Source organism: Aestuariibaculum lutulentum, from assembly GCF_032926325.1.
In the GTDB taxonomy this organism is placed as follows: domain Bacteria; phylum Bacteroidota; class Bacteroidia; order Flavobacteriales; family Flavobacteriaceae; genus Aestuariibaculum; species Aestuariibaculum lutulentum.
The window spans coordinates 263,097-288,028 of record NZ_CP136709.1; the positions used below are offsets into that span (position 1 = coordinate 263,097).

Consider the following 24,932-nt stretch of genomic DNA (forward strand, 5'->3'; position numbering starts at 1 on the left):
AATTCATGCGCAGACTTAAATTAATATGGGACTTTAGAGGCCCTGCAGCACATAAAACAGCCGAACATCATAATATTCATTTAAAAGAATATGTTCAAATTGAAAAATTAGAAAACATCTTAACTGGTTTTGAAGTCGTAAATGAATTTCATGCCATTGCCTATCTGGTGGTTGATGAAGACAAGATGAAACCGCTTAGAGATGCTTTGAAACCACACAGAGGACAAGTTTACCAAGGATAAATTATGCGTCTTTGCGCCTTGGTTTAGGTGGCATAGTACCAAAAACCTTATCCCAAAATGTATTAGATACACCATATGCTTTATCTGGATACTGGTAATGATGTAAATTATGATGGAGCCATAAGTATTTAAATCGTTTTGGTGGTCGTTTTACATGAATAGCTCTGTGTACAAACGAATACATTAAGTACCCCAAAAAGAAACCAGGAAAATACCCGAAAGTGTATTTTGAAACCCCAAATACCCAAAACAAAACATAGAAAATACAGAAAAGTAACGAGGCTAAAATTAGTCCTGGAACTGGAGGCATTAATAAACGCTCTTTGTCTTTTGGATATTCATGATGGGAACCATGCATTATGAAATGAAAACGTTTTGTCCATTTCCAGTCGTTATACCAATGAAATAAATACCTGTGAAGTAAATACTCGGCCAAGGTCCAGGAAACAAAACCGATGCAAAATAAAGTTATAAAACTTATTACTGAAAGCCCAATAACACCTATAGCCAGATACCCCAGAAGTAGAATAGTAATACCATAAATAACAATGTTTGAGGCAGGATTGGTTTTAGTTAACCGTTCTAAAAAAGGATTTTTAAATATTTGTGCCTGACCGGTAGAAAAATCTGTGGTTACTCTGTGTTGTTTCATCTGTTTAAATTTTTATTATTATTTATCTGTCAGATGTAATTCGCTAATAATCATTTTAGCTCATTTCATAACTTTTAATTTTACCTCTCTTAAAGATAACAAAATCAACGAAATAACGATTCTTAAAATTATGGATAAAAAAAGGCCTCTGTAAAAACAGAAGCCTTTAATATAAAAACTAAGCTAATTCAAGCTTTAAACAACTTTACGTAAAACCGGAGTTACCTTCTGCTTTCTTTTATTTTTCTTCTTCAACTTATTAATCCAAATTATTGTTCCTGTTACAGGTAGACTGGTGCCTATTAAACAAGCCAAAAAGTATATTATCTTAGAAAATGTTCCGTAGATTTCTCCGGTATGAATAGGTCGTATTAAAGACGCTATTTGTGTATTTAAAGGCTTCTCATCAAACCGTTCTACTTTTAATACGTTTCCCGAAACATCCAAATACAATTTATCTGATACGACCGGAGACCAGTTGGCATCAGCTACTTTAGAAAATCGGTAATAGTAATTACGCTTATCTGGAAAACCAACAGAAAGCTCTCCGTCGTAGTTCAGGATTGTGTTGGCATTAGCAATAGCTTCATCAATAGTTAGAACTATCCCCTCATTATTTTCTGCTTTGTAATCAATTCCACCACGATCAAAAATCTTTGCTCCTATCAAATTGCCCAATCCTTCTCTATAACCTTCAAAAGACCAGCATAATCCTGTTATTGCCATAATAAGGATAAAAATACAGGAATAAAACCCTAAAGTATTATGCAAATCATGATTGATACGTTTCCAGTTCGCATCGGTTTTAATTTTAAATCCTTGTTTTATCAGTTTCCATTTTATTTTTTTAGGAAACCATAATACCAACCCAGAAACCGATAATATTAAAAAGATAATGGTTGCAATGCCTACAATTGGACGGCCTACATTAATATCTAACAACAGCCATCTATGCAATTTAAACATAACCATTAGAAAGTTGTCTGCTCCAGATTTTTCTACTTTATGAATTTCTGAAGTATAAGGGTTAACCAATACTGTTGAACCACGACGTTCCTTTAAGTCCTTCTTTACTGAAAACTCATAAGGTTCATCTGAATCGCTCGGAATTGTTAACCCAGTTACAAAACCCAAATTTGATGTTCGTAACGAACTTATAAGTTCTTCTACAGAGACCCTATCCCCTTTCGGTTGAACTTTTATTGATGAAGAAAAAGCATCTTTAATCTCATGCTCAAATGCAAGAATTGTTCCACTAAAACACACAAAAAAAATAACAATTCCACTGGCTATTCCCAACCACAAGTGAATATCGTTAATTAACTTTCTAAAACTGTAGGTTCCTTTTTTTGACATACATAAAAGCTATAAACACACAAAGTGTAACCTTAAAAAGATTACACTCTGAGTGACTAAATATTTACTAATTAAAATGAATATGTTAACATACCTGCAAAATTTCTTGGATCGGTTTGGTTAATATAACTCGTTCTATAGGCGTTATAACCAATTTCGTCAAAAATATTGTTTAGTATAAATCTGAAATTCCAATGGCGATTAAAGTTGTATGCTACCTGAGCATTTACCTGTGTGTAAGCATCAACATTAAATGGCTCCTGGTTTGGTACAATACCTTCGTGAGTAACAGCTCCTGAACTCCAATCATTAATAGGTCTTTCACCAGTGTAATAAATTCCTGCTCCCAAAGATAAACCATCTAATTTCTTTTTAAACTTATAGTTTGCATAAGCATTAAAGGTATGCTTAGGTGTATTTAAAGGCGCCGAACCATAAACGTACGATGTGTGTTCCTTGTACTGCGCATCAATATAAGAATAACCGGTTATCACCTCTAAATTGTCTAATATATGCCCGCTAAGCTCAACCTCTACGCCTTTTCTTTCGTCGTTACCTCCTTTTTGATAATATCCGGTTGCTACCCAGTTTTCATCGTAAACCGGTAAATTAATATCCTTGTTATTTATCTTAAAGAATGTAAAGTTGAAACGTAAACGGCTATCTAACCAATTGGTTTTTATCCCTGTTTCAAACTGATCGAAACGCTCATTACCTAACTGATTTCCGTTAACATCTAAACGAGTTCCTGTTCTGGGGTAAGAACTGTTTGTGTAGGATACAAACAGATTTGCATTTTTAACTGGTGTAAAAATAGCACCAACTAAAGGATTTATAGCATCGCTCTCAGTTGTTTCGGTTGCTGCAATTGTTTGTGTTTTACTATAACGAAGCCCCAAGAAGGTTTTTACCCAATTATTAAAAGTAATAACATCTTGTGCTACAAAACCTAAAGCTCTTGATTTTGATCCTGCTAAACTAGTACTTCCAAAGTTTAAGTTATCGGGTAACACATGATTTACTGAAGTAAATACATCTATAGTATCTATTGTCGTTATACGCTGAGATTTTGTACTATACTTGGTTGTTCTATAATCGAATCCAACCTGAAAACTATGAGAGACACTTCCTGTTTTTAATTCATCTCCTACTAAATCGAATTGCAAAACGCTATTGGCATCTTTTCTTGTAGAAACTGAATAACCACGTTTACGTTGATTGTAAATGGGATCTCCAAATTCGTCATTTACCACGCTTCCTAAGCTTGCTCCTTTATCATCAAGATCTAAATCTGATTTAAAATAAGCAGCTTTCAACGTTAACTTTTCGGTTAATGCCCTGTCAAAACGCACAGAATATGTACTATTTGTAGTTAATGATTTATCGTTTGAATAACCTAAAAACTGATCATATGGCAAATCGTAAATTGCATTGGTATCATTACCTGCTAAATTTACCGTTCCTAAATCCGGTGTTCTGCTATCATCCATATAATCCATTTCTAAAGTAATGGTCGATTTACTATCTACTTTCCATTGTAAAGATGGATTGATATAAAAACGATCAGAAGAAATGCCATCTCTAAAACCATCGGCACGTTCTAATGCCCCATTAACTCTAAAGGCTACATTTTCCGTTTTTGCTAAAGGACCGTAAACATCGAAAGTTGTTCGGGCTTGTCCAAAGCTACCAATACGTTGAGATACATTACCACCAAAATAATATTTAGGCGTTTTGGTTACAATGTTTATAACACCACCCGGACTCCCTAAGTCGGTTGCAACCCCTTGTGTAATAGCCGCCGCTCCTTTTAATACCTGAATATTATCAACACCCTGCATATCTGTTAAAATTCCGGTTCCTCTAAAATCTGAATGTACACGCACCCCATTTTTTAATATTGGAATTCCTCTGAATCCACGAGAAGACATACTCTCTCTCTTGTTTCCGTAAGTTGCAAACGTGTATACCCCAGGCACATTTTTCGTAGCATCTGAAATGGTTAAATTTCCTTGTTGCGTAATTACTTTATCTGATATAATGGAAATACTCTGAATTTGCTCGTAAGGTTCCAATGGTAACCTTGTTAAGGCTTCAATTTTATCAGGGTGCTCGAATCGATTTCCAAAAAGTTCAATTTCTTCTAAATCTGAATCGGTCTCTAAAGTAATAGACAACTTTAAAGTTTGATTATCTTCTAACACTACAGTTTTAGTTGTTTGCTTATAGCCAACAAAACTAACTTTTATGGTATATGAGCCAGCCGAAAGGTTCTTAAATTCAAAAACACCAGCGTTGTCTGTAGAAGTTCCTGTGTTTGTACCAGACAATAAAATATTAGCAAAAGCAACGGTATCCTTATTCGAATCAAATATTGTTCCTACTATTTTAGATTGTGAAAATGACATTTGTACTGCCAAAATCAGAAATAAACTTAATTTATTAAACATGATTATTATTTAGATTGATTTTAAATTGCAAGCAAATATATCATCCAAATCTTTCAAAACAAAACTTATTTAGACTAAATACAAATAAAAATCATAACTAAATGAAAACCAACAATATGTTATTGCATAAAAAAACCCGACAATTACTTGCCGGGTTCTTTCTATAAATATTTCGATTCAACTATCTTGAGTAGTTAGGTGATTCTTTAGTGATTGTTACATCGTGTGGGTGACTTTCGTTAATACCACTTGCTGTAATTTTTACAAATTGACCTTTTTCTTTTAAAGTCTCGATATCTTTAGCCCCACAGTATCCCATACCTGCACGTAAACCACCTATAAATTGGTGAATACTTTCGTATAAATCACCTTTGTAAGGTACACGTCCAACGATTCCTTCCGGAACTAATTTTTTTATATCGTCTTCTACATCCTGGAAATAACGGTCTTTACTACCTTCTTTCATAGCCTCTACAGACCCCATACCACGGTAAGACTTAAATTTACGTCCTTCGTAGATAATCGTTTCTCCCGGAGATTCTTTAGTACCTGCTAAAAGCGATCCTAACATCACACAGTCTGCACCAGCAGCAATCGCCTTTGGAATATCTCCTGTATAACGAATACCACCATCTGCAATTACAGGAACTCCTGAACCTTTAATAGCAGCAGCCACTTCTAATACCGCAGAAAACTGAGGGAAACCTACACCTGCTACAACACGTGTTGTACAGATAGAACCCGGACCAATACCAACTTTAACTGCATCGGCACCAGCTTCTACTAAATACTTAGCAGCTTCTGCTGTAGCGATATTTCCAACGATAACATCTAACTTTGGAAACTTAGCTTTTACTTCTTTTAATACGTTAACCACACCTTGAGTATGTCCGTGTGCCGTATCAATAACAACAGCATCAACACCGGCATTAACTAAAGCTTCAGCTCTAACCACTGCATCAGCTGTAACTCCTAAAGCTGCAGCAACACGTAAACGACCAAACTCATCTTTATTAGCGATTGGCTTTTGCTTTAATTTAGTAATATCTCTAAAGGTGATTAAACCTGATAATTTATAATTGTCGTCTACGATAAGTAGCTTTTCAATTTTATGTTTTTGAAGAATAGTTTCGGCATCTTTTAAAGACGTTCCAACAGCAGCCGTTACCAAGTTCTCACTTGTCATAACTTCAACGATAGGACGTTTGTTATCGTGCTCGAAACGTAAATCACGGTTAGTAACGATACCTTTTAATGTACCTTCGTCATCAACAATTGGAATACCACCAATACCGTGTTCTGCCATGAATGATTTCGCATCTTTAACTTTAGCTGTAAGTGGTAAAGTAACAGGATCGATAATCATACCGCTTTCTGCACGTTTAACACGTCTTACTTTTAAAGCCTGCGCTTCAATTGTCATGTTCTTATGTAACACACCAATACCACCCTCTTGCGCCATAGCAATAGCCATTTTGCTTTCGGTAACCGTATCCATAGCTGCCGAAATAATTGGCACGTTTATGGTAATGTTTCTGGTAAATTTTGTTTGGATATTTACTTCGCGAGGAAGAACTTCTGAATAAGCCGGAACTAAAAGGACATCATCGTAGGTTAGTCCTTCTCCTACTATTTTATTTTGATGTGCGATCATGATGCAATTACATTTTAATTGCGTGCAAATATACACATTTTTTAAGTTGATTCTGTATAATAATAAACTAAATTAATGTTAAGATTGGCTTTTAGTGTTAAATGGACACGAAAACGTCCGATTACAAATTAGCAACCGGACGTTTAAACATCTATTTATTAACGACGGTAACCGCCTCGACCACCACCTCGGCCTTGTGGACTTCCTTCAACAACATTCATTGGTTGTCCGGCAAAGCTTCCGAATTTATAAGTAAAATTAAGCATAAAATACTGCTCCAATATTTTATTCTCAACATCTTCGATATAAGTCTCCGTGACATTACGTCTGTATCCATTGTTCTTTCCTAAAACGTCGTACCCTACTAAAGTTACCGTTGCTTTATTATTCCAAAGCTCCATGCCTATTCCGGCATTCCAAAACACCGCATCACCGTCAAAAGCATCACCTACACGGCTGTTATAACGATAAGACACTTTGTTAGAAACAAACAGGTTTTTAATGATAAAGATGGATGAATCGAAATTCACGTTTTGTACAAAATAATCATTATCGTTAAATGCATCTGTATCATACACATTTTTAAATGCCGAATAACTGTATCGCGCACTTAAATCTATTTTATTGTCATACGCATATCTGAACGATACCGACGGACTCAATCTTGTTGTTTGGCCGGTAAATTTAACACCATTCTGCATTGACAAACTATTATTAAAACTTGCTGCAAATGCCCCATTAATATTAATATTTGTCTTTTTACTGTAAATAGATTTAGAAATCGACGCATTCCCGTCAACAGAATAATCCCCGTTAATGTTGGTATAAGTCGTTAACTTATTTAAATCGCTGTCGGTTGTTGTTGAATTAATAATCTTATCCTGGGTGATTCCCGCATTGGCATTTCCTGAAATATTAATGTTATGAAACGCCAAATTGTTTTGATATCTAAATCGTAATCTGTGATCAATCTGTGGTTCTAAAAGTGGGTTACCCACACGAATATGTGTAATATTGCTTACATCTTCTACAGGTTGCAGCTGACTCATTGATGGCAAATTCACATTTTGATTATAATCTAAACTAATATTTTTATAACCATTTTGATCGCGATAACGAATACGTCCTGAATAGGTCAAATATTGAAAATCGGCTTTAAAGTTACGTGCTTCCACAATTTGATCCCTATAACTTCTGTAGGTGGTTGTATGTCCGGCTTCAACTTCAAAACGGAAATCGTTAAGGTTATATCTTAATTTTAATGCCGGTCTGATAGTCGTGGCAATATATTTACTATCGCTACTTAACAAATCATTAAAACTATCATAGGTCTGACTATCTTCATCAAAATCGTAAATATAGCGCTCACTACTTTGTGAATTCACACTTGCATTATAGCTTGGTATGATTCTAAAATCTTCAAATAATTCGGCACTCCATTCGGCATCAATACCAATATTACTGCTATTACTGTCGTTATTACTTATCTGATCTTGTATAACCGTTTCTCCTCTATTGTATAATATATTTTCTGAATACTTTTTACTATCTGAAGACGACTTACTAAAATCGGTATTTAAACCAATATTGAAATAGTTTCCACCACCACCTCTTACTGGCGTTACACGAAACTTATTACTAATATCGTAGTTTGATGAGCTGGATGCATTAGTACTTGTATAATCACTTACCAAATCGCCATTAGTATATTCTGAAGTACTCTGAGAGGTTGACCCAGAGTCGGTATTTGCAGTATTAAACGAGGTTTCATTGGAAATTTGAACTTTATTATTTGAAGCCTTATTTTTAGGTTCCACAATAAATTTAAGGTCTGAACTTCCATTGTGTGAATCTGAATCGCTAAACCCACTGTTAGTAGATTCGGTTAAGTAATTTAAATCTGGTAAAAAGGTTTCTCTGGTACTTTTGCGCTCGGTATCTGAACTTTGGGCGCTATACCTGTAATTTGCGTTAATACGGGTTTCGTCCCATCTTCCTTTGGAAAAGTTAGCTCCAACAAAATCCGATTCTATGTACCCGTTACTGGTATCGGTATCTGGTAAAGCATTAAAACCTCGAGACATATTTATATTATTGGTTCCGGCGATAATCCCTATTTGTTTACCATCAATCATTTGAAACAAATTGGCATTGGCCTGGTATTTATCATCGGTTCCATAGCCGCCTTTAATATCTCCAAAGGTTGCTCGATTCTGTCCCTTCTTAATTTTTAAATTGATTTCTTTAGTGCCAGAAGTCGATTCTTCACCGGTAAACTTTTGCATATCGGTTTTATAATCGGTCACCTGAACTTTACTTATGGCTTGACTCGGTATATTTTTTAAGGCTATATCACCACGCTTTTCACCAAAAAAGCGCATACCATCAACATTTACAGCCTCTACCTCTACACCATTTACTGTAATATTTCCATCGATATCGATATCAACACCTGGTAATTTCTTCAATAAATCTTCAGCTTTATCGTTTGGTAAAGTTTTAAAACTATCGGCGTTATATTCAATGGTATCCTTTTTTATTACCACAGGAGGTGCTTTTCCAACAATTGATACCACATTAAGCTCTTCAACCTGATCTTTTAAAGTTACTACGCCTAAATTCAGTTTATTTACTTCAGGAACATCGATATCCTTCATGTAAGGTTGGTAACCTAAATATGCAATGTTAAAAATTGCCTTTTTATCGTCTTCAGCATTAACATTAATGGAAAATTCGCCATTTTTATTGGTAATACCATAAGCCATAGGTACACTATCCTTTATACTTTGAAGATATACTGTAGCACCTTCTAAAACAGTAGCGTACTCATCTTTAACAATTCCTTCTAAAGTAAACTTTTGGGCAAAAAGAACCGAAGTGAAGCATAATGCTAAAACAAACAATAATTTTTTCAACATATTTATAGTTAGGTTAATGGTAGCTTAGACCTTACTTTATTTGTAAAGTTTAACCTAATTATGTTAAAAAAAACCTAAGATTTCAAGCATTAAAACTTTATTTGAAGTGTTGTATACCAGTTTCTTGGTGCCGATGGAATGATACCTGGACCCGGATATCCTGTTGCTCGTCTTGTAAAATAAGCATTGTCCAAAACATTGTTTATTCCGGTTTCCAGTTTAAAGCGTTTATAGGTATAAGCTAAAGATACATCTAACACATCGTAGCTAGGTATTTCACCAATCACACCACTTATCCCTCCTTCTACAGAATTCGTTGCATCGGTAAATTGCTGTGATAAATAGGTATACTGAACGCTTGAAGACAAGTCTTTAAAGGCAAACCTTAAACCAGTTTTTAAGTTCACATCTGGCACAAACTCCACTTTATTTCCTTCAACTCCGGTCGCTTCTGAAGACGTATATTCAGAATTTATAAAAGATGTATTAATAAAATAATTAAAACTAAAATCGTTATTTAATCCTAACACTTGTTTCAGATTAAAATCGAAAAGGGATTCTACTCCATACATCACAGCCTCACCTATATTGCCACGTTCACTCTTTATTCCCTGACTGGTTTCAATTTGTTTAAGTCCAATACGTTCTTGATAAAACAAAGCAAAAACCCCCAAATCATAAGATACTATGTTATTCATGTTACCACGAATTCCTAAATCGGTTGTAAAACCTTTTTCATCAAAAATATCAGGATTAATTGCAAAAGCTGGGTTGTTAATATAGATGTCTGAAAATGTTACCGAACGATAATTTTGGGAAATATTTCCATAAACTTCAATTCCATTAAACGGCTTATAACTCACTCCCAAACCTAATAGAACAAATGCACGATCGACATCTCTACTATTTTCAACCACTTCATCTAAAATTACATTGCCCGCTGCATCTGTATTGATATTTCTGTAAAACCCTTCGCTTTGGGTTCTAATATATTCAAATCGGAAACCTGGTGTTATAGATAATTTATCATTTAAATAGAAGATATTTTCTCCAAAAACAGCAACATTCAAATTCGGTAAATCAAACTGCGATTGACTCGGGTAATCTGAAAACTCATCATTATAAAAGTTAAAATCTGCATCGCTACCATCACTTCCCGGCCCTTGTTGCTGATAGTTGTTAGCCGTGTAAAATTTGCTCCCTATTAAAAACGTCGCGTCCTTTTCACCAATATTATATTTACTTAATAAACGCGCTTCAAATCCGAAATTTTTAAAATCGCCTTTTATTAAATCTCGTTCCTCTCCAGAATCCACCTGATCCACACGGTTCGACCTAAAACCTAATGCATCTCTGGACGCATTTAAACCAAAAAAGTTAAATGTGAAATTGGTTTGATCTGAAAACTTATGGTCTAATTTTAAATTATATAACAACCAATTTACCTGAAACCAGTTGCGCTCACGATTGCTTTGGTAAGGATCTGTGGCAAACATATTATCGGTTAAACCACCGCCCTGCTGTGCCAGATAACGCATATACGTTATATCTCCAGTGACTTTAGTTTTATCTGTAAACTGATACCCTAAATGTGCAAAGGCATTTTTAGATTCAAATTCTGAATTTGGTCGGAATCCATCACCTTTTTTGTAGTTGAAATAACTGTAGTAACTCAACTTATCCTTCGTTCCGCTGATACTTGTGAAGTTGGTATACAATCCGAAACTTCCTAAAGTGTTTCTTGTTATTAATTCAAACGGTTTGTTCGGATTAGGCTCTTTCATTTTAAAGTTAATTAAACCTCCAAACTGCGTTCCGTATTGCAACGATGCCGCCCCACGAATCACCTGAATTTCCTTTAATCCTTCCGATGCAGGCGTATAGTAACTCTCCGGATAACCTAACACATCTGCACTAATATCATAACCATTTTGTCGGGTATTAAAATTCGCTGTTCGGTTCGGATCTAATCCACGACCACCAACATTCAACTGCAAACCAGCATCATCATTTTGATAAATGTTTAGACCTGCCACCTGACTAAAAATCTGACGTGCATTATTAGATGCCAAATTCGCCATAGACTGATCTACCAAAACCACTTCCGTCTTCTTTCCGGCATAAATAGCCGTGCCTTCAACATCTTTTAAACGCGATAATTCGAAAAGTTTAGCTTTTCTCGCAGTGATTTCTACTTCAGAAAGATTAACCGAAATAGAAACTAACTCCACGTTTATTTCCGCGTCATTGGCTACAGCAACAGGTAGTTCTTTCACTTGAAATTCATAAGAAAAAAAGATTAAATCTAAATTCTGCTTATCGGTATTAAACTGGTAATACCCAGAAGCATTCGTAGTTGCTTTTAAGCCGGAAGTTTTATCGTAAATTTCAACGCCTGCAACCGGCTGTTTAGTTCCTGTATTGGTTACTGTTCCATAAATTTTGTGTTGTGCCTGTACTGCACTTACAAACAAAAATAATACTACTAATAACTTAAAGTCCTTTAATTTCATCGGTAAATGGTAATATCCATGCCTTATGGCAGAATGATTCTTTTTCTTTATATAAATCGACTGTATTGTCAATAAACGGTTTGCTCAACCTTCCGTTAAGCGCCACGTAACTTTCGACAAACACCTGTACATTTTTATGTCCTTGCGATGTAAAATGATCGCCTAAATAGTGTGCATATTCTAAAATAAAATCGGGTTGAAAGCTCATTTGCTTCTCCTGAAAGGAACTCAAGAAATCTCTGTTTCTAACTACAAACGACGCTCCCGTTTTTGCATTTTTAATGGTGAATGTGGTATGACCCATTTTTTCCATAAGCATCACACGCCAGGAAAATCGATAACCTTCTTCGGTCCAGAACAGTTCGCCCGGATACAATATATATCGAAAAGGGAACAATAACTGAATGACAAAAAATACCGTTAAAAATGGCACCAGGACTTTTTCCTTTTTAACCTCTAAAACAAGCTTCAAATCTACCGTTGTTTTCGGTTTTAAAAAACCTTTTATACTATTGATTATTTTATGATGAAAATCGGGTTCGAAGAAAATTAAGGTCGATACAATCATGATAAACGGAAACATACCTATTGGGAACAACACCCTGGTAAATACATGGAAGAATACAACCAAAGCAAAAGCAAACCAGCGGGTACGTTTATAAAGTAATAAAAACGGAATGGCTAAATCGTAAAGCATACCAGACCAACTCATAGCATAATGAAACCACTCCTGTTGCATGAGACTTTCGCCTATAAAAGGCAAATCGTATTTTGAGGGCAACCATATTTTTAATGGCATGGCTCGAAATAACCAATCGGAGTTAATCTTTGCCAATCCCGCATAAAAATAAACAATTGCTAAAAGGAGTTTTACACTATCTACGCACCACTTTGGAATGGTTTTATAAGACGTTTTCCTTAATAAATTATCTACTGAAAAATAAGCATTGGCAGGTAAAAAAATCATTAAAAAACTTAGTAAACTAATAAAGTAATAATGATTTAAATACGTGGTTTTATCCATGAGTTCGATGTAAGTAAAACTCAAAAAGAAAACTATAATCGCTATTCTGTACTTTAACCCCATTGCAATAAAAAGGGCTGCCAAACCACAAATAACGAATAGTAAATAGGTATAATCTCCTAAAGGTTTTACCCACTCAAAACCATAATAGGAAAAATGAAATTTAGGTGTAATATACAGCTTTTCAATCCAGCCATTAGTCCAAAAACGAATAATACTAAACAGCATCATGATACCGAATAGTATTCTGAACACCGCTAAGGGTGCTGCATCTGTTTTGCTTTGTAGATATGCTTTTGTATTAAACCCCATATAAAAATGAAAAGATTCCCTAACGTATCAGGGAATCTTTAAATCATTTATTTTATTATCAAACTAATCGCCATCAGCATCAATATAATCAACACTAATATTCATAGCCTGTACCATATCTAATTTAAGTAACACCACGACTTTTTGTAACTCGTCGTAAGACAAAGTCATTTTTGTATTATCGGTATTAACCTGATTAGAAAAATTAACATCCAATGCTTGAATTTGGGTACGAGCAGCACTCATTTGATTATTGATTAAAGTAGTTAAATCTTCACCATCTGTAATGGTTTGTAAATAATCTAGATAATCATCGAAACTACTTCCATCTGTAGTTCCATTATAAGCTTTACCATTAAACACATCCTGACTAGCCTTTAACGCTGCTAATGCCAACTCTTTAGAAACTTCCTGATTGTGGTAGGCTTCTACTTTCTCAGGATACAAAACTCCAGCAGAAAAAATTCCAGCAGGAATTCCAAATTTGGTCGCTCTTAATCCCTTTTCGAAATAATAAATTAAATCGTTTGTTAATTTGTTTGTCGAACTGGTGGCTGTATTTCCTGTACTATTCACAAAAGTATCTCTATACGAGGTTGTCCAATCGTTTAACACAGTTTCAGTTAACGACTTCATTTTATCAACCAAATCACTTAAATACGTTTTATATCCGTTAGCATTTGTATTTATTGTATAAATCTCTAAAATAGCTGAATCATCAGAAGCAACACCGTATAATAAATAATCTAACGCAGGAAAACCAACAGCATCCTGATTATTAGTATGAGTTAAATCGTAAGTACCACTTGCAATGTTTTCTTCTATTTCAGTAACACTGGCTGGATAGATATTCATTTGAGAACTATAATAGATTCCTTCAGCTTTACCAATGTTAAACATTTCAGCATATTGCCAAACTTTATAAGCTTCCAACCATGCTGTGCGCAGTGCCTCCAGATTGGTTTGATTTACAGTTGTTGTAAAAGTGTTTTTAGCTTCAGCCAAAACACTTAATTTACTATCTAAATCCTGATATACCGGAATAATAATATTATCAGCCCAGTTAACCAACATGGTTTGTCTATCAAAATTATCTGTCGGCTTACTTTCCCCACCGTCAGAGCTACTACACGCTATAATAACGAGCGCTAAAAGGACTACAGAAACAACTTTTTTAATCATAACCTATTGTGTTCTTTAATATTTTGCAAATATCAACAAGCAGTTGGAATTATTAAAAATTCCAACTGCTTTATTTTAGAAAAAAACTAATATTATTCGCTTAGTTAGCTGCCGCCTCAACCGTAAAGCCAAATACTGCTGCTATCTCTGCTGAAATTGTATCTAATGTTTCAGGAGTTACATCCCAAAATCCATTTGTATTATTGTTTAATAACGCATCAACATAAGCGTTAACTTCGTTATGTGTAAAGTAAGGTGCATCAGTACCAGGTTTTCTTGTAAACTGTAAACTGTAAACAAAACCAAATCCTTCAGATAACTCATGAAATGCATGTGCATAATCTACAGTCTCTGCTTCTAAATCTGATTTAGCCCCTTGTAAATAATGTACGGCACGAACTGCAATGGCTTTAGAAATATTTTCTCTAATTACAGCTACCTGTGCATCTCTAACTCCATACTCTCCTGCAACAATCGCTGCACGTCCTAATTTTAAAGCTTGATAAACTTCATCGGCAATACCTGCAAAATCAGCGTCATCATTTACTTGTCTTAGGTAAGTATTTAGGAAACGGTCGGCATCTAAAACCGGACTTGCAGGGTCAACTTCAGCTCCGTATAAATATCCGTAAGCTTCATCCCATTTATGCTCCATTGTTGTATAAGACTTACCCGCTTCAACAACACCATTATCATTATTAGCAACATTCGATCCTGCATCTAGTACCGCATCACTTAAATAGTTATTTAACATCTGGTCTGCCATTAAACCTCCTATTAAACCTTTAGCTACCGCCTGGTTTAATTCTAAACCTTTAGCATTAAAATAACGAACTGTTGTACTTCCTAATTGCTGTAAATTTCCAGCTACACCAGCCTGAGCAGTAACACTCCAGTTTACAAATACGACATCTGCCTGCTCAGAAATCCAAGCATCAAAATCTGTTTTAATTTCATTTGAAACTGTAGTATTTGCAGCGAAGAAATCGTTAGAAGCTGCTACTTTACTACGTACATTTTTATCTGAAGCATCTAAGTTATCATCCGAAAAATCGTCATTACCTACTTCATGATTAAACATTGCTAATAGCTGTGCTTTTGTTTTAGTATTATCACTTAAAGCAGAAACCAATTCGGTTGCCATGGCTATTCTTGTGGTTTGGCCATTAAAATCAACTGTTGAAACTCCATTTCTAGTAAACGTATAAGTTGCCGGATTTTCTACATTGTTTGATTCATTATCATCTGAACACGATGTGAATAGCACTGCCACTACGGCTGCCATCGATAAAAATTTTTTCATTTTTTTTATTTAGACTTAGTATAAATTAATTGACAGCAGCAAATTTAAAATACTAAATCAAATTAACAAAGTTTATTTAGATTAAAAATAAATAAAGTGATGTTTTCAAAAAAATAACGATATATTTTAGAATCTTTTAACGAATTTAAAAATACGTTTTAAATATTTTAGAAGCTTCATTATAAGCACTCTCAAAGCTTAAAGCATTTAAGTTGTTATTTTGTTTTGAAGTAAAATAGGATAGTAATTTTTCGGTAGGCATATTCCCTATTAATTCATCCTTTGCCATGGGGCAACCACCAAATCCCTGAATAGCACCATCAAAACGTTTGCATCCGGCTTTATAAGCCGCATCAATTTTTTCGAACCAGGTTGAAGGCGTGGTATGCAAATGCGCCCCGAATTCAATATGTGAATATTTCGGAATTAACTCTGAAAATAAATAATTGATACTCTCCGGATTGGAGCTACCAATAGTATCACTTAAGGATAAAATTTTCACACCCATTTTATGAAGACGTTCGGTCCACTCGCCTACTATATCAACATTCCAAGGATCTCCGTAAGGATTACCAAAGCCCATAGAAATATAAACAACGACTTCTTTATTGGTTCTATCGGCTATATTTAAAATTTCCTGAAGGGTCACTACCGACTGTGCAATGGTTTTATGCGTATTACGCATCTGGAAGTTCTCAGAAATAGAAAACGGATAACCTAAATAATCAATTTCTTTATGGGTACTGGCATCGCTTGCGCCTCGGGTATTCGCAATAATTGCCAGTAATTTACTAGTCGTTTTACTCAAATCTAATTGTGCCAAAACCTCAGCTGTGTCAGCCATTTGTGGAATAGCCTTAGGTGATACGAAGCTTCCGAAATCAATAGTATCATAGCCTACACGTAATAAAGACTGAATATATTGCACCTTTTTTTCGGTAGGAATAAAAGTCTTGATACCTTGCATGGCATCACGCGGACATTCAATAATTTTTATCGGACTTGACATTGATTTTTAGAGAATAAACTGAAGATAAAAATACTACAATTTTTGCATCAAAATTTAGAAAAGCAACAAGTAATTTGATTTATTTCCCTTGAAGAATGGCTTTGTTAATCGACTTAACTAAACTCGGTCCTTCGTAAATAAATCCAGTATACACCTGAACTAAATCGGCACCAGCATCTATCTTTTCCAAAGCATCTTCCGCTGAATGAATACCTCCTACCCCTATAATCGGGAACGATTTATTACTCTTGTCGGCTAAATACTTAATTGTTTTTGTGCTCTTGGCTTTAATCGGCTGTCCACTTAAACCACCGTTACCAATTTCGACTAACTGTTCTTTAGTCGCTTTAAGTCCGCTTCTATCTGTAGAGGTATTACTTGCTATTACCCCATCAAGTTTAGTATCTTGAACCAATTCTACAATTTCATCAAGCTGATTATTATTTAAATCGGGAGCAATTTTTAAAAGAATCGGTTTTTGTTTTTCAAAGTTCTTGTTCGCCTGTTGCACAGCGCCAATCAATTCTTCTAAATAATCTTTATCATTTAACTTAGCGTGACTTCCCACATTAGGGCAACTTACATTAAGTACAAAGTAATCGACATAAGGATGCAGTGCATTAAAACATTCCAAGTAATCTTTCGTATAATCCTCTGGCTTCGTATTGGTATTTTTACCAATATTTCCACCAATAATTAACTGACCTTTATTTTTCTTTAATGCTTCAATCGCAGCTTCTAAACCTTCATTATTAAAGCCCATGCGATTAATAATTCCTTGATCGGCTTTTAAACGAAATAAACGGGTTTTCGGATTTCCTGGTTGTGCTTTGGGCGTCACGGTTCCAATTTCAATAAAACCAAAACCAAAATTAGCCAGTTCGTTATACAACACAGCATTTTTATCGAAACCAGCAGCCAGTCCCACAGGGTTTTTAAAAGTTAAACCAAACAAATTGCGCTCTAAGCGTTTGTCGTTAACCACATACAAACTTCTAAAAACAGCTTTAAAACCAGGAATTTTAGAGGTTATTTTTATTAATGAAAACGTAAAGTGATGGATCTTTTCCGGATCGAACGCGAAAAATATTGGGCGAAGTAGTAATTTATACATCTCGATTATTTGTGCAAAAGTACTCTTATTTCTTCTAAATAAAAAATCAGTAAATTCTAAAAGCAAAAAAATTATTAATCGTACTTTTGAAGCCTGAAAAACACTAGGTATAATTTATACCAGAACACTCAAATTTAATCCATTTAATTGTCTTTAATATGATTTCTAAAGAACATATTATAAACCGATTTGTAAGTTACGTAACTGTAGATACCGAATCGGATCCAAAATCTGAAACCACCCCGAGTACTGAAAAACAATGGGATCTTGCTAACAAACTAGCCGAAGAGCTTAAAGCTATTGGTATGCAAGATGTTAGTATCGACGAGAATGCTTACATTATGGCAACTCTGCCGAGTAATGTAGATTACGATGTGCCCGTTATTGGATTTGTATCACATTTCGATACCTCGCCAGACTTTACCGGTGCCAATGTAAAACCACAAATTATTGAAAAATACGACGGAAAAGATATTGTTTTAAACAAAGCTGAAAACATAGTTTTATCTCCGGATTATTTTGAAGATTTATTACAATACAAAGGTCAGACCTTAATTACTACAGACGGAACAACCCTTTTAGGTGCCGATGATAAAGCCGGGATTACCGAAATTGTTTCGGCAATGGAATACCTGATTAACCACCCGGAAATTAAACACGGAACCATTCGCGTAGGCTTTACTCCCGATGAAGAAATTGGTCGTGGCGCCCATAAGTTTGATGTCGAAAAATTTGGTGCAGACTGGGCTTATACTATGGATGGCAGCCAGATTGGGGAGTTAGAATACGAAAACTTTAACGCAGCTGGAGCGGTAGTAAAAGTAAAAGGGAAAATTGTACATCCAGGGTATGCCAAAGGCAAAATGGTAAACTCGATGTACATTGCTCAGGAATTTATCAGTTCACTTCCTCGTTTTGAAACTCCAGAACATACAGAAGGCTACCAAGGCTTTTTTCACTTATGTTCTATTGAAGGAGAAGTAGAAGAAACAACCTTACAATATATTATTCGTGACCACGATTTAGGACACTTTGAAGCCCGTAAAGAAGTTCTGAAAAAATTAACCGATGAGTTAAACTCGCAATACGGTCGTGAAGTGATTACTACCGAAATTAAAGACCAATACTTTAATATGCGCGAAAAAGTAGAGCCGGTAATGCATATTGTTGATATCGCTGAAGAAGCTATGAAACAATTAGATATTACACCTCTTATTAAACCTATTCGGGGCGGTACCGATGGATCTCAGTTAAGTTATATGGGCTTACCTTGCCCAAATATTTTTGCTGGTGGGCACAACTTTCACGGTCGTTACGAGTACGTTCCTGTAGAAAGTATGATTAAAGCAACCGAAGTGATTTGCAAAATTGCAGAACTTACAGCTTTAAAACAACAATAAACATATTTCACTATATTTTTAAAACGCCTGAGACTAAAATCTTAGGCGTTTTTTTGTTAGACCAACTCACCTACAAAAACCCAAACAACTAAATATCAAGACATTAAATTTTATTTAAGTAAGAATATTACGTATCTTTAAGTTGATTTTTTAACAAATTATGATATACGCTTTTCTAAATGAAATTATTGGTACTCATACTGTTATCTACGTTGTCAGCTTATACACAAACGATAAGCGGGAAGGTATTAGATGATCAAACCAATGAACCTCTGGAAAATGTAACAATCTACTTAAAAAAACAAAATACAGGAACAACAACAAATAAAGAAGGGGTTTATAATGTACCTGTTCAAATAAACCTAACCCTTTCAGACACCATTATCTTTTCTTCTATTGGTTATACTACAAAGCAATATGTAGTTTCAGAACTTAAGACTATCAATTTCATTGTTCATTTATCAAAACAAACGGAATTATTAAATGAAATAACCGTTTACAACAAAAATGAATTAAAACCTTCAATACCCTTTAAAAAATTAGCCCCACTAAAAAGAGCCATATATAATTTTGGTTCCACAAGAGTTGGAAACAAATTATATGTTATTGGTGGTGACGCTAGTTTTTATCATGATACAGAAAAAGAGGCGCAAGACAACTCACTTACTTATGGAGAGTTTTTAAGAACACTTAAAGACAACTTTACCTGGGAAAACTATAGTGATTTACTTCAAATCTACAACATAGAAAACGATACTTGGGAAAGTAAAGATTTAGAATTCGAACCAAGAGCATATCATAAACTAGTAAATGTAAATAATAAAATTTACGTCTTGGGAGGTAAAACTTTATCGTTAAGCAGAAAGCGTGAATATTTGGGTGATAACATAGAAGTTTTCGATATAAATTCTAATGAGATTATAGTAGACCATACCAATCCGCACAAGGCCGTAAATTTCGCTGCCTTTTCATTTAACGATAACATTATTGTTACAGGAGGCTCCGTAAGACAAAAATCTAATGGAGAAAAAGTCTGCACCAATAGCTCTCATATTTTTAATATCTCTTCAGGAAAATGGTATGAACTAGCACCTATGAAAACCCCAAAAGAAGTTAATGGCATCCTTGTAAAAGATATAATATATCTGATAGGTGGATTTAACAAAACCCCTTTAAATACAATTGAATCTTACAATCTAAAGTCTGGTATTTGGAAACACGAACCTCATTTACCTTTCCCCATGAAACGCCCTTCTCTGGCGTTTTACGAAAATATTATTTACATTTTTAATGAAGATAAAATACTCACTTATAACACCGAAAACAACGTCATTAACACCTATAAGATCAACCTATATTTAAAAAATGCTCAAATGCATTACTATGACAATCATCTGTATCTTTTGGGTGGAAATATAGAAGATGAGTATACAAAGACGCCGTCTTCTAATGTTTACAAAATAAACATCAACGATTTTAAAACAACAGCGATAATATCTACAAATAGAATGTAAAATAATATCGAATTATTAGAATAATAGTATTTTTACCCGATACCCAAACTATCAAACCTACACTATGCCCCTTATTATAAAACGCAAAAAACACCTGTTAACACGAGTACCGTTCTTAACTTTTCTTATTGTCTTTATTGGTTTAGCTCCCGTTATTATTGGGTTAATTGGAGCCTGGATAACCGAATTAAATACAGGAGAACCTTGTCATGAAGGCAATTGCAGCTGGATGATGCTGCCTTGGCTAGGCATGTTTACTATTCCTGTTGGATTTTTATTATTTATTGTTTTCTTTGTAATTGTATTAATAGACACAATAGCCTTGTACAATAATAATTAAGATAAAATACATTAAATAACACTTTCACTGTTCTAAACGCTCTGTCCGTCGAAGTTTATTGCTAAACCGTCACGTATTTTATAAACTTGAACTACATTAATTCATAATTTTTTTCTTTCAGTATGAAAATCATCACTTTGCTTATAAGTTTTATAACATTTACAAGTATTACCCCTCTAAAAAACGACATTAAAAAAGCAAAAAAACCAAACATCATTTACGTTCTAGCAGATGATATGGGCTACGGTGATGTTTCAGCATACAATAAGGACAGTAAAATACAAACCCCGCAACTCGACCAATTAGCAGCAGATGGATTAATGTTTACCGATGCTCACACCTCATCTTCTGTTTGTACACCAACTCGATATGGTATTATTACCGGTCGATATAACTGGCGTAGTACATTAAAATCGGGTGTTCTTACTGGAAATTCCAAAGCGCTAATTTCACCTGACAGAACTACCGTTGCATCCATGCTTAAACAGCAAGGTTATCATACCGCTTTTATTGGTAAATGGCATTTAGGCTGGGACTGGAGTCTTAAAGATAAAAACGCACCTGAAAAAGAAGGTTGGAACCCAAAAGATTTCGATAATATCGATTTTTCTAAGCCGATACAAAATGGCCCGAAAGAACTTGGTTTCGACTACTCCTATGGGCATAGCGGCTCTCTGGACATGGCACCATATGTGTATGTTGAAAATGGCATGCCTACTCAGGTTCCCGATACAGTTTCCGCAAGAGGTGGTAAATTTCATTGGTGGCGAAAAGGCCCCACTTCCAGAGACTTTATTCATGAAGATGTAACCCCTAATTTTTTCAGAAAATCGTTTAAACATATTGAAGAGCAAGCAAAAACGGACCAACCGTTTTTCTTATATCTGGCATTACCATCACCCCACACCCCTATTTTACCTACCAAAGAATGGCAGGGTAAAAGTAATTTGAATCCTTACGGTGATTTCGTTATGATGGTGGATGATTATATGGGACAACTTATAAAAGCTATAAAAGACGCTGGCATTGAAGACAATACTTTAGTAGTGTTCACAAGTGACAACGGCTGCTCTCCTGCAGCGGATATTAAAGGCTTGGAAGAATTAGGTCATTACCCAAGTGACAAGTACCACGGGCACAAAGCTGATATCTTTGAAGGCGGACACCGTGTACCCTTTATTGTAAAATGGCCGGATTATATTAAGAAAGGCATGGTATCTAACGATATTATCTGTACTACCGATTTTATGGCAACAGCTGCTGATATTACAAACTACAAATTATCAGACAACGAAGGCGAAGACAGCTACAGCATGCTGCCCTTATTTAAAAAACCGAACCCTAAAAAACCAACGCGAGAAGCTACAGTTCATCATTCTATTAATGGAAGTTTTGCCATCAGACAAGGCGATTGGAAATTAGCAATGTGTCCGGGTTCTGGAGGATGGAGTTATCCTAAACCAGGCAATAAAGAAGTTATTGAAACCTTACCTAAAATACAGCTATACAATTTAAAAACCGACCCTGGAGAAACGACAAACTTAGAGGTAAATCATCCAGAAAAAGTAAAAGCCTTAAAAGCCTTATTAATAAGATATATTAAAGAAGGTCGAAGTACACCCGGTGTACCACAACCTAACGACCCCATTAACTTTACCTGGAAACAAATCGATTTTGTAAACCAATAAACGTTTTCTTTTTTATGTATTAGAGCACATATTTGAAATGAACAAAAACTACAAAGCCCTAAAATATTTTCTTTATACCATCAGTTTATTATTTACCATATACTCTATAATAACTGATGGTATTGGCGGTAGCCATACACCTCCACTTGGGTTTGTAATCCCAGTACTCATTATTTTAACTTCCTTATTTTTTATAGTCATGGACTTTCTTTTCAGAAAAAGACTAAAAAACTATCAATCGCATCTCAGTATAAACATTGCGGCCATTACTATAAATTTAATAATTGTAGTTTCCATACTTGCTGTTGTTTAATATTCAAAAGCACATACCAACTCATATACACCCTAAAACGAATACACTTCACTTAAACCCAACCTAACTACCTCAAATACAATATCAAAAATAAATAAAACCGACTTAATTTTCGTAAATTAACTTCATGATTACTTTTATAAAACTTAACAAATCATGAAAAAACTTTTCACTATTCTATTTGTCCCACTACTACTAGTATCATGTAAAGAAAAACAACAAAAAGTAACGCCAGTTGCCGAACCCTACCAATTAAGACAGACCATTTTTTTTGGTGGTGATATTTTAACAATGGAAGGAGATTCTCCTGCTTATGCTGAAGCTGTTGTAGAACGCGAAGGAAAAATTGTTTTCGTAGGTTTGAAAAATGAAGCTTTAAAAACCTACCAGGGTAAAGCTTCAGAAGTGAATTTAATGGGTAAAACTATGGTACCCGCATTTTTAGACGGACATGGTCATTTTTACAATGTAGGGTTCACAGCACTTGCAGCAAATGTATTACCTCCTCCTGATGGATCAGGAAAAGATTACGAAAGCATTGTTCAAACACTAAAAACTTACCAAAACACAGAGGATGGTAAGTATATGTTATCTAAATTAGGCTGGATTATTGGTAACGGTTATGATGATTCCCAGTTAGCTGAAAAAGACCATCCTAAAGCAACCGATTTAGATAAAGTTAGCACAGATATACCTGTTCTTATCATTCACCAATCAGGACATTTAGCATCGATTAATACCAAAGGATTAGAATTAATGAATTACAATTCTAGCACTCCAAATCCTGAAGGCGGTGTAATTCGAAAGGATAACCAGGGAAATCCTAATGGTGTTTTAGAAGAAGCTGCTTTTTTCAAAGTTTTAATTCCTCTATTAGGCAAAATGGATGATGAAATGGCGGCTAAATGTATCAAAAAAGGACAAGATGAGTATGCTAAAAAAGGATATCTTACTGCACAGGACGGACGGACAACAAAGGAACAGTTAGCCGCATTAAGAAAAGCTGCAACCAATGAAGCTTATTATATGGATGTAGTAGCCTATCCAGATATTACTCTGGGCACAGACTATATTTCAGAGGGGGAATACGCACCAAACCACAGATACAAAAACAAATTTAGAGTAGGTGGTGTTAAACTAACATTGGACGGTTCTCCTCAAGGCAAAACGGCATGGCTTACCAAATGCTACCATGTTAACCCTGAAGGCAGAACAGGTTGTTACGAAGGCTACCCCATTATGGATGATGATAAAGCTATCAATTATGTCAAAACAGCTTTCAACAACAAATGGCAGATACTATGTCATAGCAACGGAGATGCAGCCATAGACCAATACATTAAGGCTGTTGATGCTGCTGAAAAAGAGTTTGGATACCCAGACCATAGAACCGTGCTTATCCATGGACAAACATTGCGTAAAGATCAAATTCCTGAATTGGTAAGATTAAATATTATGCCTTCTCTTTTCCCTATGCATACCTTTTACTGGGGAGACTGGCATGTAGAATCGGTTTTAGGAGAACCCAGAGCCGATTACATTTCACCATGTCGCGATGCTATCGATGCCGGTTTAAAAATCACATCTCACCACGATGCCCCAGTAACGTTTCCTAATTCTATGCGTGTTTTAGATGCTACGGTAAACCGAATTACCAGAAGCGGAGAAATATTAGGACCAGACCAAAGAATTTCTGCCTACGAAGGGTTAAAAACTTTAACCGATTGGGCAGCTTATCAATATTTTGAAGAAAACAACAAAGGAACCATTACAGAAGGCAAGCTTGCCGATTTTGTAATTCTGGATAAAAATCCTCTAAAAATAGATCCTTTAGAAATTAACACCATTCAAGTTTTAGAATCTATTAAAGAAGGACAAACCGTCTATAAAATGCAATAATTATTAAACAAATACACAATTGTATTAGAAGCATGCCTCTCCTAAGGTG

At 35.0% G+C, this 24,932-nt stretch carries 17 protein-coding genes; 6 read left to right on the top strand and 11 right to left on the bottom strand.

Features of this window, described 5'->3' with window-relative positions:
- Positions 1–5: 5 nt before the first annotated feature.
- Entirely contained in the window at positions 6–242 is a 237-nt protein-coding gene (locus R1X58_RS01105; RefSeq protein WP_240571388.1) for a hypothetical protein, read from the top strand.
- A gap of 1 nt (position 243) precedes the next feature.
- Here R1X58_RS01105 and R1X58_RS01110 read toward each other — a convergent pair whose 3' ends face one another.
- The 11 genes from R1X58_RS01110 to R1X58_RS01160 all read right to left on the bottom strand — a co-directional run bounded on the left by R1X58_RS01110 (position 244) and on the right by R1X58_RS01160 (position 17,729).
- Positions 244–894: a sterol desaturase family protein gene (locus R1X58_RS01110; RefSeq protein WP_240571391.1), complete on the bottom strand. Its 651-nt coding sequence runs from the start codon at positions 892–894 to the stop codon at positions 244–246.
- Positions 895–1,089: 195 nt separating this feature from the next.
- Positions 1,090–2,250 carry a PepSY-associated TM helix domain-containing protein gene (locus R1X58_RS01115; protein WP_240571394.1) on the bottom strand — a complete coding sequence of 387 codons (1,161 nt, stop codon included), beginning with the start codon at positions 2,248–2,250 and terminating at the stop codon, positions 1,090–1,092.
- 71 nt (positions 2,251–2,321) lie between these two features.
- A complete protein-coding gene (locus R1X58_RS01120) occupies positions 2,322–4,700 on the bottom strand; it encodes a TonB-dependent receptor (RefSeq protein WP_240571397.1) in 2,379 nt (792 codons plus the stop codon).
- 181 nt (positions 4,701–4,881) lie between these two features.
- Positions 4,882–6,354: an IMP dehydrogenase gene (gene guaB, locus R1X58_RS01125; protein WP_240571400.1), complete on the bottom strand. Its 1,473-nt coding sequence runs from the start codon at positions 6,352–6,354 to the stop codon at positions 4,882–4,884.
- Between the two features lie 158 nt (positions 6,355–6,512).
- Complete coding sequence (locus R1X58_RS01130; protein WP_240571403.1) at positions 6,513–9,272, bottom strand: TonB-dependent receptor; 2,760 nt, start codon at positions 9,270–9,272, stop codon at positions 6,513–6,515.
- Positions 9,273–9,361: 89 nt separating this feature from the next.
- The gene (locus R1X58_RS01135; protein WP_240571406.1) at positions 9,362–11,785 is read right to left on the bottom strand and encodes a TonB-dependent receptor domain-containing protein; all 2,424 of its coding nucleotides are present in this window, start codon (positions 11,783–11,785) and stop codon (positions 9,362–9,364) included.
- Positions 11,766–13,121, bottom strand: a complete 1,356-nt coding sequence (locus tag R1X58_RS01140) for an HTTM domain-containing protein (RefSeq protein WP_240571409.1) — start codon at positions 13,119–13,121, stop codon at positions 11,766–11,768. Before R1X58_RS01140 ends, R1X58_RS01135 begins: the two co-directional genes overlap by 20 nt.
- A 63-nt stretch (positions 13,122–13,184) precedes the next feature.
- Positions 13,185–14,303, bottom strand: a complete 1,119-nt coding sequence (locus R1X58_RS01145) for an imelysin family protein (RefSeq protein WP_240571412.1) — start codon at positions 14,301–14,303, stop codon at positions 13,185–13,187.
- A gap of 100 nt (positions 14,304–14,403) precedes the next feature.
- Entirely contained in the window at positions 14,404–15,606 is a 1,203-nt protein-coding gene (locus tag R1X58_RS01150) for a DUF4856 domain-containing protein (protein WP_240571415.1), read from the bottom strand.
- Positions 15,607–15,751: 145 nt separating this feature from the next.
- Entirely contained in the window at positions 15,752–16,615 is an 864-nt protein-coding gene (locus tag R1X58_RS01155; protein WP_240571418.1) for a hydroxymethylglutaryl-CoA lyase, read from the bottom strand.
- A 79-nt stretch (positions 16,616–16,694) separates the two neighbouring features.
- Complete coding sequence (locus R1X58_RS01160; protein WP_240571420.1) at positions 16,695–17,729, bottom strand: quinone-dependent dihydroorotate dehydrogenase; 1,035 nt, start codon at positions 17,727–17,729, stop codon at positions 16,695–16,697.
- 158 nt (positions 17,730–17,887) lie between these two features.
- Between R1X58_RS01160 and pepT the strand changes: the two genes are divergently transcribed.
- The 5 genes from pepT to R1X58_RS01185 all read left to right on the top strand — a co-directional run bounded on the left by pepT (position 17,888) and on the right by R1X58_RS01185 (position 24,883).
- Complete coding sequence (gene pepT, locus R1X58_RS01165; RefSeq protein WP_240571424.1) at positions 17,888–19,129, top strand: peptidase T; 1,242 nt, start codon at positions 17,888–17,890, stop codon at positions 19,127–19,129.
- A 179-nt stretch (positions 19,130–19,308) separates the two neighbouring features.
- Positions 19,309–20,643, top strand: a complete 1,335-nt coding sequence (locus tag R1X58_RS01170) for a Kelch repeat-containing protein (protein ID WP_240571427.1) — start codon at positions 19,309–19,311, stop codon at positions 20,641–20,643.
- Positions 20,644–20,707: 64 nt separating this feature from the next.
- Complete coding sequence (locus R1X58_RS01175; RefSeq protein ID WP_240571430.1) at positions 20,708–20,983, top strand: hypothetical protein; 276 nt, start codon at positions 20,708–20,710, stop codon at positions 20,981–20,983.
- Between the two features lie 122 nt (positions 20,984–21,105).
- Entirely contained in the window at positions 21,106–22,671 is a 1,566-nt protein-coding gene (locus tag R1X58_RS01180; protein ID WP_240571433.1) for a sulfatase family protein, read from the top strand.
- A 469-nt stretch (positions 22,672–23,140) separates the two neighbouring features.
- A complete protein-coding gene (locus R1X58_RS01185; RefSeq protein WP_240571435.1) occupies positions 23,141–24,883 on the top strand; it encodes an amidohydrolase in 1,743 nt (580 codons plus the stop codon).
- Positions 24,884–24,932 lie beyond the last annotated feature (49 nt).